Below are 12,849 nucleotides of genomic sequence, written 5' to 3' on the forward strand. Positions count from 1 at the left end.
TACGGGCGACGCAGTGTAACAGAGGCAGGGATAGAGGGAGGATGCAGTGACGATCTGGCAGTGGGTGGCTTTTGTGACGATCAGCGCAGTGCTGGTGGGTATTTCCTGGCGCACCCTGGGTAATCCACGCAGTCACGGGTTCTATCGTTTTCTTGCGTGGGAGGCGATGGCGTTGATGCTGGTGCTCAATGCGCCATCCTGGTTCGGCGACCGGGGCGAGTTGCATCAGCGCATATCCTGGGTACTGCTGAGTCTTTCTCTGCTGGTGCTGTTCGCCGGCGTTTATCAGATGCGCCGTTTTGGTCAGGCCGGTGAGCAGCGCCAGGATGATGAGCTATTTGCCTTCGAACGCACGTCGCAACTGGTCACGGGCGGCATCTTCCGTTACATCCGGCACCCCATGTACTGCTCGTTGCTGCTGCTGGCCTGGGGCATCGCTTTCAAGCGTATCGATGCGCTGATCGTGTTGCTGGCAGTGCTCTCCAGCGTGCTGCTGTGGTGCGCCGCGCGTTGTGAGGAGCGCGAGTGCCTGGCCTATTTCGGCGAGGCCTACCGCGACTACATGGGGCGAAGCTGGATGTTCATGCCACTCGTGCTCTGAGACCTCAGCGGCTCTATTGCCCGCTCTGGTGCTCCAGCAGAAGCTGCCGGTAGGCACGTTGATAATCCTCATAGCCGAGCTTTTGCTGCTGCAGATCATGCACGCGTTCATCCAGGCTCTTGCGTGGCTCGGCTGTCGAGTGGGTCTGTGTGGGAGGTGGGGCTGCGCTGCTCAACTGTGCGCTGGCCAGCAGCTCGTCGATGACCGGGTCTATCTTGCTTTTGGTGCCTTGCCATTTCATCAGCGACAGGCCGCCCTTGCCGCGCAGGTGATAGTTGGCTTTGGCCAGTGTCTGGCGCCGCGGGCCGAGGATGGTGATTTCGGCAGTGGACAGGTACGGCGCCATGTCCCAGGAGCGGCGGGCGGTGTAAGTCACCACGTAAGGGCAGTCTGCTCTGGGAATCTTCGAGTAAATCTGTGTCTGGATTCCATGCCGTGCGAAACCTTCCTGCAGTACGGGCACGAAGTCGCTGACCTGAACTTTTGGGTTCTCTTCGATACACATCTGGTCGGCCGCCGCCTTTAGCGGTGTGACCCGGGTAGCAGTGCAACCGCCTAGTAGGGTTACCGTTGCGAGCAAGGGCAGGGCTATGCGTAGTTTCGACATGGGAGAGGGCTTCCTTGCGTGAAAAGGCCACCTCGACGGTGGCCTTTGCGTGAGTGCCGAGCTGGTGTCACTTCACCTTGGCGTATTTGGCCTTCAGCGCGACACCGGCCATGATGGCGCCGGCATGGCATTCGTATTTGCTGTCGTCGCGGTATTCCTTGTTCTTGTAGTTGCTGGCCAGGTCGACCACTGCGTTGGCTCCGGCGGCCTTGGCGGCGTTCTGCAACTTGATCAGAGCCGATTGCAGAACCCAGCTGCAGGCTTCCTCATCGCTCTTGTTGAAGGCGTTGGTCTTCTGGCTGGTGGTGACGTTGGCGTTGATGATCTGAGCACCAGCCGGGGTCTTGTTCAGGTAGAACTTCACCGAACCGTCGAGACGACCAGCCTGGGTGGCTTCGTTGACCACAGACTGGAAGTCGAGGAAGTGGGCGGTGTCGCGCGCCTGGCTGAGGCCGGGCAGCAGGGCGACGGAGAGAAGTGCGGCAGTAGTCCAGATTTTTGCTTGCATGGTTATCTCCTTGAATATCACTGTATGTAAAAGCTCGTTCAACGTCTGCTGCGCTTGGGCCTGTAGCACTGATGAACAGGCCGTTACCAACCAGGCACCTACTAGAAGGACGCCCTGTTCAGTTCCTGCTGGATGCTGCGATCCAGATTATGGATCCACTTGTTGTAGTTGCGATGGATCTTGCCGTCCTTGTAGCCCAGGTTCTGGCTGTCGCGGTAGCGGATCGAATAGCTCGACGCGCTGTAGGGAATGGTGATCTCGGCCTGGTGACTGCGTCGCTGAATCAACGCCATGATGTTGCCCCGGTCGGCACGCTCGACCGTCCACTGGCGGCTTTGCAGGGCTGCGAGAATAGCCCTGCGCATATCATCCTCATTCCTGGCCGCCGAAGTGGGTGTGCGGTTCTCAATGTTCATCACCGGCTTCGACGTACAGGCTGCGACGCCCAGCAGCAACGCAACGATCAGAGCAAATCGAGTGAAACGAGACATCATCCATGTTCCTTGTCAGTTGAAGGTCATTGCCAGCGCTTGAAGATCAGCGAGGTGTTCACGCCACCAAAGGCGAAGTTGTTGTTCATCACGTATTCATGGCTCATCTGGCGGAACTCGCCGCGCAGATAGTCCAGCTCACCGCAGGCCGGATCGATTTCGTCCAGGTTCAGCGTGTAGACGTAGCTGTCCGAGTTCATCATCTCGATGCTGAACCAGGACTCCAGCGCCCCGCAGGCGCCCAGGGTATGACCAAGGTAGCTCTTCTGCGAGCTGATCGGCATCTGCGCGCCGAACAGGCTGCTGGTGGCCAGGGTCTCGGCGACGTCGCCCTGTTCGGTAGCGGTGCCATGGCCGTTGACGTAACCGATTGCCGAGGGTTCCAGGCCGGCGTCATCGAGTGCCAGCTGCATGGCGCCGCGCATGGTTTCCTGCACCGGCTTGGTGGCGTGCTGACCGTCGGAGTTGCAGCCGAAACCGACGATCTCGGCATGGATGGTGGCGCCACGGGCGAGCGCGTGCTCCAGCTCTTCGAGCACCAGGATGCCGGCGCCTTCGCCGATCACCAGGCCGTCACGGCCGCTGTCGTAAGGGCGCGGGCTGGTGTGCGGAGCGTCGTTCTTCAGGCTGGTGGCATACAGCGCATCGAAGACCATGGCTTCGGTCGGGCACAGCTCCTCGGCACCACCAGCGAGCATCATCTTCAGGCGACCGAACTTGATCGCCTCGTAGGCGTAACCGATGCCCTGGCTACCACTGGTGCAGGCGCTGGACGTGGGGATCAGGCGGCCCTTGAGGCCGAAGAAGATGCTGATGTTGGCCGCCGTGGTGTGCGGCATCATGCGGATGTAGGAGTTGGCGTTGAGGCCGTCCGCCACCGAGTTCAGCAGCATATTGCCGAAGGCCTTGACCTCCTCGGTGCTGCCGGTGGACGAGCCGCAGGCTACACCCATGCGCCCGTCGGCGATGCATGGGTCGCCGAGCAGGCCGGCGTGCTCCAGGGCGCGTTCGGCGGCATACACGGCCAGCTTGGACACTCGGCCCATGCTGCGCGTCTGCTTACGGTTCCAGTGCTTGGGCTGGACGAAATCGTCCACCGGCCCACCCAGGCGGGTGTTCAGCTCGGTGAAGCGGTCCCATTCATCCATGCGCCGGATACCACTCTTGCCGGCCTTGAACGCGGCCGAGATGGTTGGCCAGTCGCTGCCCAGCGAGGTGATACCGGCCATGCCGGTGACGACTACACGTTTCATCAACACAAACCACCATTCACCGCGAGAACCTGGCGCGTAATGTACGCCGCCTCGTCGGACATCAGAAAGTTCACCGCACCGGCTACCTCTTCGGGGGTGCCCATGCGGGCGGCCGGGATCATCTTGAGAATCTCCTCCACCGGTACCAGCTCGTCGAGGATCTCAGTATCGATCAGGCCAGGAGCTACGCAGTTGACGGTGATCCTGCGCTTGGCCAGTTCGATTGCCAGGGCCTTGGCGGCGCCGATCACGCCGGCCTTGGAGGCGCTGTAGTTGACCTGGCCGCGGTTGCCGATCAGACCCGACACCGAGGTGATGCAGACGATGCGCCCTGGCGCGCGGCGGCGAATCATCGGCATGGTCAGCGGGTGCAGCACGTTGTAGAAACCATCCAGGTTGGTGCGCAGCACCTGATCCCAGTCGTCTTCGGACAGCGCCGGGAAAGCGCCGTCGCGGGTCAGGCCGGCGTTGCATACCACGCCGTAGTAGGCACCGTGCTGCTCGACATCGGCTTCCAGCGCTTCGCGGCAGGCCGCGCGATCGGACACGTCGAATTGCAGGATGCGCGCCTGGCGTCCCAGTTCGGCGACCTGCGCCTGCACGGCTTCGGCCTCATCGCGGCGCGAACGGCAGTGCAGGACGATGTCATGGCCCGAGCGCGCCAGGCGCAGGGCGATGGCGCGGCCGATGCCGCGGCTGGAGCCGGTGACCAGAACGGTGGGGGCGGAAGTGCTTTCAGTCATGGGATTGTTCTTGCTGCTCTTGTAGATAGACCGCCGGCTGCGGCGGGCGGAACACATTGAGACGGGCTTCGGCCTGGATGTCAGGGCCTTGCAGATGGCATTCGAACACGCCCATGCCGTTGTCGTCCTGCAGCGAGCACAGGGCGCGGATGCGCAGCTCGCTGCCAGCGGGGAAACACTCGACGTTGCAGGCGTACTTGCGCGTGCCTAGCAGAAAACCCAGTTCCACCGGCAAACCGGCGCGCTTGGCCTGGACGCCGGCGAAAGCGGCGATGGCCTGCGCCATCAGCTCGATGCCGGTCCAGGCTGGCAGGTTGCCGTCGGCATCGCTGAGCAGGCCATCCGGGCGTACGACGAGGCGTACCTCGATCGCTTCGCTATCGCAGCTCAATACTTCATCGAGCAGCACCATGTTGCCCGCGTGGGGCACCAGTTCGGCGACGGGCCACAGGCTCATGGGGCATCTCCCAGGATCAGTGCGACGTTGTTGCCGCCGAAGGCGAAGGAGTTGCTCATCAGGTAGCGGCCCTGGTCACGTGCCAGGCGGTCGCCAGGCCGGACGAGTTGGAGGGGCGCCAGTTCGGGGTCGTGCTGGCCATCCCAGAGGTGCGGTGGCAGCAGGCCGTCGCGGTTGTATTGGCTCAGGGTCAGCCAGCAGAAGGCAGCTTCCAGCGCGCCGGCGGCGCCCAGCGTGTGGCCGGTCATGGGTTTGCTCGAGGAACAGGGCACCCCATCGGTGAACAGTGCGTGCACGGCCTTGCTTTCCATCACGTCGTTATGCCGGGTGGCGGTACCGTGCAGGTTGAGATAGTCGATGTCGCTGGCGGCTATGCCGGCGTTGGCCAGTGCCTTTTCCATGGCGGCACGGGCGCCGAGGCCTTCCGGGTGGGGTGCGGAGATATGGTGGGCGTCGGAGGTGGCGCCGCCACCGAAGAAGGCGATTGGACCATGCTCACGGGTCATCAGGAACAAGGCCGCGGCCTCGCCGATGTTGATGCCGTGGCGGTTTACCGAGAACGGATTGCAGGGTTCGGCAGAGACGGCTTCCAGCGACGAGAAGCCATTCAGGGTGAGGCGGCACAGGCTGTCGACGCCACCGCAGATCACCGCATCGCACAGGCCCAGGCTGAGCAGGCGATGAGCGCTGAGCAGGGCCCGGGCGCCGGAGGTGCAGGCCGTGGACTGGCAGTACACCGGGCCAGTCAGGCCCAGCCAGTCGGCAAGGAAGTTGGCCGGTGCAGCCATCTCCTGTTGGGCGTAGTTGTATTCGGCGGGCAGCGCGCCTTCGTTGACGTGGCGTGCGATATGCTCGCCCGCTTCGCGGATGCCCGAGGTGCTGGTGCCCAGCACCAGGCCGACGCGCTGCGCGCCGAAGCGGGTGATGGCTGCGCGCAGCTCGGGCTCGATCTGTTGCGCAGCGGCCAGCAGCAACTGGTTGTTGCGGCTGTGGGAGGCCTCGAAACCTGCAGGCATGGCGGGCAAATCGACATGCACGGCGCCTACCGTCAGGCTGCGGTCTTGCACCCAGCCGTCTTCGGCGCGCATGCCCGAGGCGTCACCGGCGAACAGCGCGTCGGCCACGGCTTGCTTGCCTTCGCCGATGGCGCAGAGCAGGCCGAGTGCATTGAGGTAGCCGGGGGTTGGGGAGCGGGGCATCAGTCGCTTTCTTCCAGGTTCAGTGCGCGTATCCGGTAGTTCAGGCCGGTTTTGCCAAGGGTGAAATCCACAGGGCCTTGGTAATCGATGGTCCAGTCCGGCGCGAGTCGGCGCCGTTCATCGTTCACCTGCTGCCAACTGCCAGCCGGGTAAGCCTGCAGCGCGTCGGCGCGGGTCAGGGCGAACAGCAGTGCAGCGAAAAGCTCACGCGCCTCGGTATTCGGTGGTAGCAGGCCGTCGTTGCGCCACTGCCCCGCATCCAGCAACTGGCGGGCCAGGGGGATGCCGAGCGGATCCAGCAGCGACCAGCGCAGGGCGGGGCCTTCCTGCTGGATCACCAGTAGCCAGTCCTGACGCACGTCCGCCTGTTCACGCTGGATCTGCAGGGTGAGCGGCAGCGCTGCGACCAATGCCGGGGCCACTGGCGGCACGGGGGTGCGTGCAGCGCAGGCGCCCAGCAGCAGGCTGGCGACGAGCAGGAGTATGCGTGGCATCACGGCTTGCGCGCCACTACGTTGAGCAGCGTTTCGTCGCGTTGGCCGACCGGCTTGGGCCGCATCAGCCCCCAGCGCTCCAGCAGGCCGAAGTCCTTGGCCCGGCTCCACCACAGGTAGGGGTAGGAAACGCTGGCATCGTCGAACTGGAAGCCCTGATCGCGCAGCATGTCCAGGTACTGTTCCGCGCTGCGCTGGACGTGCATCGGGTGGCGGAACAGCCAGCGGATCACCCAGGTGTCGATGTAGTACTTGGTCGACTCGGCCAGCAGCAGTCGGCCACCGGGTTTGAGCACGCGCCAGAACTCGGCCAGGGCTCTTTCCTGTTCCACCAGATGATGCAGAGTCTGATGGCAGAACAGCAGATCGACGCTGGCATCGGGCAGGTCGATGGAGGCGCAGTCACTGGCGATCAGTTCCACGTCCAGACCCAGGCGCTCGGACTCGCGGCGCGAGCACTCGAGGCTGTGCGGATCGGCGTCGAGACCGATCATCCGCACCGGTGCGAAGGCGGCGTTGAGCAGGCCGAAGGAGCGGCCCTGACCGCAGCCGGCATCGAGCAGCACGGGCGCTTGCGGCAGCGGGCTGCCGGTCAGGCGCACCAGGTCGTTGATCGCAACCCGCAGCACATGGTGTTGCCACACATGGCTCTGCAGGAACCAGAAGCCGAAACGGGTTTCTTCGACGTAGGTGGGCGAGACGGGGCGCAGGGCGTTCATCGACGATCCTTGTCAGGGTTGGGCGCACAGCTCTGCGAGAACTCGCAGGCGTCGGCGTGGTTCGGAAACATAGGGATTCTTGCTGTCCCAGGCGTAGCCGGCAAGGATCGAGCTGATCATGCGGCGAATCTCCGGGGAGGCTTTTTCGTAGTAGATCACGTCCTGGAAGGAGCCCTCGTACCAGCCCTCGACGTAGACGCGGAAGGTGTCGACGCCGCGCTTGAGCGGGATGGCGAACTCGTTTTCCCAGTCCACCGTTTCGCCGTTCAACTGACGATGCAACAGCCCGGCGGCCATGCTCGCTGAGCGCATGGCAATGGTCACGCCCGAGCTGAATACCGGGTCGAGGAACTCGGCGGCGTTGCCCAGCAGAGCGAAGCCCGGCCCGTGCAGGCTCTTGACGTTGGCCGAGTAACCGTTGATCTCGCGCGCCGGGGTATCCCACGCGGCATTGCCCAGCACCTTGCTCAGCGATGGGGTTTCGGCGACGAACTGCTTGAGGCAGGCATCGAGATCCTTCGGGTAGTTCTCGTAGTGCTCGGCCGCGGCGACCACGCCCAGCGAGCAGCGGCCGTTGCTGAACGGGATGGTCCAGAACCACACGTCACGCAGGGTCGGATGGGTGGTGATGAGGATCATCTCGCGGTTGAAGCCCGAGGCCGGGTCGATACGGTCCTCGATATGGGTGAACACCGCACGGCGTACCGGGAAGGCCGATGGCGTGTCGAGGTCGAGCAGGCGTGGCAGCACGCGACCATAGCCGCTGCCGTCGAGGACGAAGGCGCACTCGACCTGGTATTCAAAGCCATCGGCCAGGCGGCGAACCGACAGCCGCGGGCAGTCGCCGCTGAAGTCGGCGGCGAAGATCTCCTCCTCGTAGCGAACCTCCACGCCCTGGCGCTCGGCCTCGTCGGCCAGCAGCTTGTCGAAGTCGGCGCGGATCACCTGATAGGTCGAGCCCTTGCCCTCGGTGAACTTGTCGCGGAAATCGAAGCTGGTGTAACGATCGCCCCAGGCGAACGCGGCGCCATGTTTGGTCTGAAAGCCGGCTGCCTGCACGGCTTCGAGCATGCCGGCTTCTTCGACGAAGTCCAGGCAGTGCGACAGCAGGCTTTCGCCGATGGAAAAGCGCGGGAAGCGCTGGCGCTCCAGCAGCAGTACGTCGTGGCCCTGGCGCTTGAGGATGGCGGCGGCGATGGCGCCGGACGGGCCGGCACCGATGACGACGATCTGACGTTGTTCGAGTTCAGGAGATTTCATAGCGGGCTTTCGCTTCATGATTGACGGTGTGCCGGCCCAGCAGGGCAGGCAACAGAGTAGAGAACAGACTCATCAGCAGCAGGCCGAAGTACACCGTTGAATCAATCAGCTGGAGCTGCAGGAGCAGGTTGAGGAACACGATTTCGGTCAGGCCGCGGATATTCAGCAGCAGGCTCTCATGCCACTTGATCTGCGCTGACGCAGCCGGGTCTGCCCAATGCAGGCCCAGCCAACTGCCAAGCACCTTGCTGATGACCGGCAGCGCCAGCAGGGTACCTATCACCAGCCAGGACATGTGTTGACCCAGGCCATGGAAATCCACGCGCAGCACGCCGTAAGTGAGAATCAGCGGGACAGCCACGCCATTCATCAGCAGCTTCCAGTGACGCTGCGCCAACGGCAGCACGAACGTCTGCTTCAGATAGCCCAGACACAGCATGTAGGCGATGCCGAACACCAGCGCATTCAGTCCAAGCTGCTGAAACAGCAGCATCAGAGTGAAGAATGGCAGGCTGTAGCACGACGGATGACGCAGCGTAAGCAGGCGCAGCAGCACGGGCAGAAGCGCCGTCAGCAGCGGCCAGAGCAATGTCGCCGGTTGACTGCTGCCCTGGGCCAGGCCGAACAGGCTCCAGCACATGAAATCCATCAGGATCGCCGCATGCAGCAGGCGTTTGCTGGCGTCGGCCGGGTAACCGATGCTCTGCAGGAACAGATAGAGCACCGGGATGGCGGTGATGGAGAACAGCAGGCCAATGCCCACCGCGCTCAGCCAGCCGCGCTCGCCGGGCAGTAGCCAGAACGAGCAGGCCAGGCCAGCCAGCATCGGTACGAGAAAGCTCGGCAGGGCGATCTTTACGCAGGCCGGGCTGAGATCGAGGTCGATCACGTCGCTGAGGATATAGCCGAGCAGCAGCGCGAAGCACAGGCCGTAGGCGAGGTTCAGCCAATCGGGCGCCAGCAGCTCGGCCGCGCTCAGTTGCCAGTGCGGCTCGGCCCACAGCAACAGCAGCGCCGGAATGGCGAGTGCTGCCACCAGCAGTTGGCCGACGATGGGAACCAGGCGGCGCCCAGCGACGACCGCGACCAGCGCATAGATGGCCAGGGCCAGCAGCCAGAACAGGGCGACCGTCATGGATGCTTATCCTTGGCCAGCGCGTCACCCGCCCAGGGGGCGAGGAGGAAGCTGAAGGCCAGGCCGATGCTGATGACCAGGCCGAAGTTGCTCACTGCAGGCGTACTGGAAATGGCCAGCAGGCCGAACGACAACCAGGTGGTCAGTGCCGACAGCAGCGTGCCGAGCAGGCTGGTGGCCGCACCGCCGACCCGTTCGCGAATCAGGATGGCGTAGTCCACGCCGATGGCGGTGACCAGTAGCAGGCCGAACAGGCTGAACAGGGTCAAGGGTTGGCCAAGCCAGCCGAGGCTGGCCAGGCTGGCCAGTGCGGCCAGCAGCGAGACCGCCAGTACGCGAGCGGCGCCGTGTGCGCCGAAGAAGATGCACAGTACGGCGAAGATCAGCAGGCAGGAGGCCAGCTTGAGTTCGGCGGCGCTGACTTGCGTGGCGGCGAACAGGCGATTGAGTTCGCCGAGGCGGTCGACCAGCTTCACCCCGTCGAGCCCTTCGGCATGGGCGGCGAGCAGGTCGCTGTCGGTCAAGCCTTGCAGGCTGATCAGCCCGGCGACCTGGCCGTCATCGGCGTTGCCCAGCCAGAGCGGTCGCCAGGGCTCACTCAGCGGTGCGGCGAGCACCTGTTCGATGTTCAGCGTCGGCAGGGCTTGTAGCTGTTGCGCCTCCCGCGCGATGGCATCGACGGGTATGCCCAGTTCGCTGAGCGCGGCGCTGTGGCTCGGCAGCTGTGCCACGGCCTGACGCAGTGCCTCCTGCTGCGTGGCCGGCGCCATCAGCTGGCTCAACGCCAGATAGCTCTGCAACCGACCCTGCTCGACCAGCCTGTCCAGGCGCTGGCTCAAAGACTGCTGGCGTTGCAGCAATTGCTCCTCATCATCGGCGCGCACCAGAAAGAACTGACTGGTCGGTTGCATGCCGACGATCTGGCTGATGGTTTTCGATTGCTCCAGCAATTGCGGCGGCACGCTGGCCCACTGACGCAGATCGTCCTTGTGCGAGAGCTGCAGCAGGCCACCGGCGCAGAACAGGGCGAAGATCAACAGCAGCCAGGGTGTGGGCAGTTTGCGTAGCAGGGCTTCGCGCCGGTCGAGCAGACGCTGTGCCAGAGCATGCGGCGCTTGCCAGGGACGGAGCGCGGCCTTGCCGAGCAGCGTTGGCAGCAGAAATAGAGTACTCAGATAGGCGCCGAGCAGGCCGGCGGCGGAAAAGATCGCCACCTGCTTGAGTGCCGGGAATGGGGTGAAGGCCAGGGCCAGATAGCCGATGACATTGGTCAGCAGACCGAGGGTCAGGCCAAGGAAGGTGGCGCGCAGGGCACGCCAGCTATCCCAGGGTTGCAGCGTCCAGCTTTTCGACAGCAGGTGCAGAGGGTAGTCGATGGCCACGCCGATCAGGCTGGCGCCCAGCACCAAAGTCATCACATGAACATGGCCGAACACCGCGACGCAGGCCGTGAGCCCAGCGAGCACGCCAATGGCTGCGGGAATGAAGGCGAGTAGTACGCGTACCCGGCGAAACACCAGCAGCATCATCAGCAGGGCGCCGGCACTGGCGATGCTGCCCATCAGGCTGATTTCGCGAGTGGCTTCACGCTGGCCGTGGGCGGAATACAGCAGTCCGCTGCTGGCGAGCAATTGGCCGCCGCCTGCCTGCACCTCGTTGCGAGCCTGGGTGACTAGATCGTCCACGGCCAGCGCCAGGTTGCCGTCGAAGGCGTCTGCATTGGTGCGGGCGCGCAGCAGGGCCCAGGTGGTCCCCTCGCTTTCGGCGATCAGCGCGCCGCTGAGATCGACCTGGACATTGTGTTGGTGGGGAAGCCCTTTCTCCACCAAGGTGCTGAGGCCGAGCAGGTCATCGTTGGTGGCGACTACGCCCTGGCTGCGAAAGGGGTCGAACAGATCCTGCACACGCCGCTCGACGAAGGCGGCCGGGTTGTCGATCAGCAATTGACGGTCGGCAGCCGGCAACAGCGCCAGGCGTTGATCCTGCAATTGCTGGCGGATGCCGGACAGGTCGGCTTGCGGCTCCCACTGCACCCTCTCGAACAGCGCCTGCTGCTGCCAGCGTGTGCCCAGTTCGGCTGCCAGCGCCAGAGCCTGTTCGCGCTGCGGGTGGCTGATCAGCACCAGCAGCTCGCGGTTGAGCGGCTCCTGCATGCGTTGCACGGCCTGCTGTTCGAGCGCGTCCGGCGCGCCGTTGGGCACCAGCTCCAGCAGGTTGGCGGAGATGGGCGCGCCGCCGCGCCACTGCCAGGCAGCAACGACAACGAGCAGCAGCAGGGCGAGCGGGAACAGCCGTGAGCCCCAGTATTCAACTCTGGAAGTCATGTCGCTCCGCATCGCTCAGGGACTGGTCGGCCTGATTGTCCTCAAGGCGCAGCACGGTGCTATCGCCCTGGGTTTCCTGCAGTTCGATGCGCTGCACCAGCTCACCACCATTGATGACGATGGTCTTGAATACCTGCTTGAGCAGCACGCTGCGAGGCGTCAGGTCGAGCTGCCAGGCCTCGGCTGTGCCGCTCAGGCTGAGCTCGAAATCCTGACGCAGACCGCTGCTGTCGCCCTTGAGCACGGCAAGGAACAGGCGGTTCTGCTGGGCGGTGGCACTTTGCTGGGCGACGAACTGCCAACCCTGCTCGCTGCGCCGGGCGATGCCCTGCGCGTCGATGCGGTAGTCCTGCTGCAGCGGGCGTTCGAGCAGCCAGAGCAGGCCATGATCCTTGGCCAGGACGAAGGTGCCACGGCTGGTCAGCGGTTGCGGCAGGGCGCGCAGGTGTTTTTCCTGGATGAAAGTGCCGCGCACCACCTCGGGCTCGCCAAGCTGCTCGCTGAGCTGGTCGAGGTCGAAGGCCAGCGCCAGATGGGCTGTGCCGAGCAGGATAAAGCCCAGAGCTGCACCGAGAAGGCGTTTCACGCGATGGCCCTCTGTACGGCATCGATGAAGACCTGTGGCGAGGCGAACTGCATTTCCCGCGTGGCGATTTCCACGGCCACTTGCACGGTGCTGCCGCGAGTCATGCGCTCACCCGTTTCGGCGTCGCTGATCAGGTAGTTGATCTTCAAGCGGCTTTCCCATTCCACCAGGTCGGCGCGCACGATGATGCGCTGGCCGAACTGGGCGCCGCGCACGTAGCGAACCTGCAGGTCGATCACCGGCCAGGCGTAGCCGGAGTCGCGCATCTGCCGGTAATTGTGATCGAGCTTGTCGAGCAGGGCGCAGCGCGCCTGCTCGAAGTATTTGACGTAATGGCCATGCCAGACGATCTCCATCATGTCGACGTCATAGAACTGCACCTGCAGTTCGATTTCCGCCTGCAATACGCCTGACTTACGCATGTTGAGATCCTTTACCAAAGGCGCGCACGGCGCACCCTACGCGGTAGAGG

General features: G+C 64.0%; 15 protein-coding genes. 1 reads left to right on the forward strand and 14 read right to left on the reverse strand.

Features of this window, described 5'->3' with window-relative positions; genetic code table 11:
* The first annotated feature begins 46 nt into the window (after positions 1 to 46).
* A complete protein-coding gene (locus BM186_RS04935) occupies positions 47 to 601 on the forward strand; it encodes a methyltransferase family protein (protein WP_074913734.1) in 555 nt (184 codons plus the stop codon).
* A gap of 13 nt (positions 602 to 614) precedes the next feature.
* Here BM186_RS04935 and BM186_RS04940 read toward each other — a convergent pair whose 3' ends face one another.
* From BM186_RS04940 to BM186_RS05005, 14 genes are all read right to left on the reverse strand, one after another.
* Positions 615 to 1,208 carry an Sbal_3080 family lipoprotein gene (locus BM186_RS04940; RefSeq protein WP_074913735.1) on the reverse strand — a complete coding sequence of 198 codons (594 nt, stop codon included), beginning with the start codon at positions 1,206 to 1,208 and terminating at the stop codon, positions 615 to 617.
* A gap of 67 nt (positions 1,209 to 1,275) precedes the next feature.
* The gene (locus tag BM186_RS04945; RefSeq protein ID WP_074676402.1) at positions 1,276 to 1,716 is read right to left on the reverse strand and encodes an excinuclease; all 441 of its coding nucleotides are present in this window, start codon (positions 1,714 to 1,716) and stop codon (positions 1,276 to 1,278) included.
* A gap of 101 nt (positions 1,717 to 1,817) precedes the next feature.
* Positions 1,818 to 2,207, reverse strand: coding sequence for a hypothetical protein (locus tag BM186_RS04950; RefSeq protein ID WP_169886821.1), 390 nt, complete (start codon positions 2,205 to 2,207; stop codon positions 1,818 to 1,820).
* 26 nt (positions 2,208 to 2,233) lie between these two features.
* The gene (locus BM186_RS04955; RefSeq protein WP_045733882.1) at positions 2,234 to 3,460 is read right to left on the reverse strand and encodes a beta-ketoacyl-ACP synthase; all 1,227 of its coding nucleotides are present in this window, start codon (positions 3,458 to 3,460) and stop codon (positions 2,234 to 2,236) included.
* Entirely contained in the window at positions 3,460 to 4,203 is a 744-nt protein-coding gene (fabG, locus tag BM186_RS04960; RefSeq protein WP_074913736.1) for a 3-oxoacyl-ACP reductase FabG, read from the reverse strand. The genes BM186_RS04955 and fabG overlap by 1 nt, the downstream gene beginning before the upstream one ends.
* Positions 4,196 to 4,660, reverse strand: a complete 465-nt coding sequence (locus BM186_RS04965) for a hotdog family protein (RefSeq protein WP_074913737.1) — start codon at positions 4,658 to 4,660, stop codon at positions 4,196 to 4,198. The genes fabG and BM186_RS04965 overlap by 8 nt, the downstream gene beginning before the upstream one ends.
* Complete coding sequence (locus BM186_RS04970; RefSeq protein ID WP_074913738.1) at positions 4,657 to 5,859, reverse strand: beta-ketoacyl-[acyl-carrier-protein] synthase family protein; 1,203 nt, start codon at positions 5,857 to 5,859, stop codon at positions 4,657 to 4,659. Before BM186_RS04970 ends, BM186_RS04965 begins: the two co-directional genes overlap by 4 nt.
* On the reverse strand, positions 5,859 to 6,353 hold the full coding sequence (locus BM186_RS04975; RefSeq protein WP_074913739.1) for a hypothetical protein: 495 nt from the start codon (positions 6,351 to 6,353) through the stop codon (positions 5,859 to 5,861). The genes BM186_RS04970 and BM186_RS04975 overlap by 1 nt, the downstream gene beginning before the upstream one ends.
* Complete coding sequence (locus BM186_RS04980; RefSeq protein ID WP_074913740.1) at positions 6,353 to 7,072, reverse strand: class I SAM-dependent methyltransferase; 720 nt, start codon at positions 7,070 to 7,072, stop codon at positions 6,353 to 6,355. The genes BM186_RS04975 and BM186_RS04980 overlap by 1 nt, the downstream gene beginning before the upstream one ends.
* A 12-nt stretch (positions 7,073 to 7,084) precedes the next feature.
* A complete protein-coding gene (locus tag BM186_RS04985; RefSeq protein WP_074913741.1) occupies positions 7,085 to 8,332 on the reverse strand; it encodes an NAD(P)/FAD-dependent oxidoreductase in 1,248 nt (415 codons plus the stop codon).
* Positions 8,319 to 9,467 (reverse strand): cation:proton antiporter, encoded by a 1,149-nt coding sequence (locus BM186_RS04990; protein ID WP_074913742.1) that lies wholly within the window; start codon positions 9,465 to 9,467, stop codon positions 8,319 to 8,321. Before BM186_RS04990 ends, BM186_RS04985 begins: the two co-directional genes overlap by 14 nt.
* Complete coding sequence (locus tag BM186_RS04995) at positions 9,464 to 11,791, reverse strand: MMPL family transporter (RefSeq protein ID WP_074913743.1); 2,328 nt, start codon at positions 11,789 to 11,791, stop codon at positions 9,464 to 9,466. The genes BM186_RS04990 and BM186_RS04995 overlap by 4 nt, the downstream gene beginning before the upstream one ends.
* On the reverse strand, positions 11,775 to 12,377 hold the full coding sequence (locus BM186_RS05000) for a LolA family protein (RefSeq protein ID WP_074913744.1): 603 nt from the start codon (positions 12,375 to 12,377) through the stop codon (positions 11,775 to 11,777). Before BM186_RS05000 ends, BM186_RS04995 begins: the two co-directional genes overlap by 17 nt.
* The gene (locus BM186_RS05005) at positions 12,374 to 12,799 is read right to left on the reverse strand and encodes an acyl-CoA thioesterase (RefSeq protein ID WP_074913745.1); all 426 of its coding nucleotides are present in this window, start codon (positions 12,797 to 12,799) and stop codon (positions 12,374 to 12,376) included. Before BM186_RS05005 ends, BM186_RS05000 begins: the two co-directional genes overlap by 4 nt.
* Between the last annotated feature and the right edge of the window lie 50 nt (positions 12,800 to 12,849).

Source organism: Ectopseudomonas toyotomiensis (assembly GCF_900115695.1).
GTDB classification, from domain to species: Bacteria; Pseudomonadota; Gammaproteobacteria; order Pseudomonadales; family Pseudomonadaceae; genus Aquipseudomonas; species Aquipseudomonas toyotomiensis.

What these genes read in the sequence shown, in the direction of transcription:
- BM186_RS04940 (WP_074913735.1), bottom strand. Translation starts at nt 1,208, where the DNA reads ATGTCGAAACTACGCATAGCCCTGCCCTTGCTCGCAACGGTAACCCTA.
- BM186_RS04945 (WP_074676402.1), bottom strand. Translation starts at nt 1,716, where the DNA reads ATGCAAGCAAAAATCTGGACTACTGCCGCACTTCTCTCCGTCGCCCTG.
- BM186_RS04950 (WP_169886821.1), bottom strand. Translation starts at nt 2,207, where the DNA reads ATGTCTCGTTTCACTCGATTTGCTCTGATCGTTGCGTTGCTGCTGGGC.
- BM186_RS04955 (WP_045733882.1), bottom strand. Translation starts at nt 3,460, where the DNA reads ATGAAACGTGTAGTCGTCACCGGCATGGCCGGTATCACCTCGCTGGGC.
- fabG (WP_074913736.1), bottom strand. Translation starts at nt 4,203, where the DNA reads ATGACTGAAAGCACTTCCGCCCCCACCGTTCTGGTCACCGGCTCCAGC.
- BM186_RS04965 (WP_074913737.1), bottom strand. Translation starts at nt 4,660, where the DNA reads ATGAGCCTGTGGCCCGTCGCCGAACTGGTGCCCCACGCGGGCAACATG.
- BM186_RS04970 (WP_074913738.1), bottom strand. Translation starts at nt 5,859, where the DNA reads ATGCCCCGCTCCCCAACCCCCGGCTACCTCAATGCACTCGGCCTGCTC.
- BM186_RS04975 (WP_074913739.1), bottom strand. Translation starts at nt 6,353, where the DNA reads ATGCCACGCATACTCCTGCTCGTCGCCAGCCTGCTGCTGGGCGCCTGC.
- BM186_RS04980 (WP_074913740.1), bottom strand. Translation starts at nt 7,072, where the DNA reads ATGAACGCCCTGCGCCCCGTCTCGCCCACCTACGTCGAAGAAACCCGT.
- BM186_RS04985 (WP_074913741.1), bottom strand. Translation starts at nt 8,332, where the DNA reads ATGAAATCTCCTGAACTCGAACAACGTCAGATCGTCGTCATCGGTGCC.
- BM186_RS04990 (WP_074913742.1), bottom strand. Translation starts at nt 9,467, where the DNA reads ATGACGGTCGCCCTGTTCTGGCTGCTGGCCCTGGCCATCTATGCGCTG.
- BM186_RS04995 (WP_074913743.1), bottom strand. Translation starts at nt 11,791, where the DNA reads ATGACTTCCAGAGTTGAATACTGGGGCTCACGGCTGTTCCCGCTCGCC.
- BM186_RS05005 (WP_074913745.1), bottom strand. Translation starts at nt 12,799, where the DNA reads ATGCGTAAGTCAGGCGTATTGCAGGCGGAAATCGAACTGCAGGTGCAG.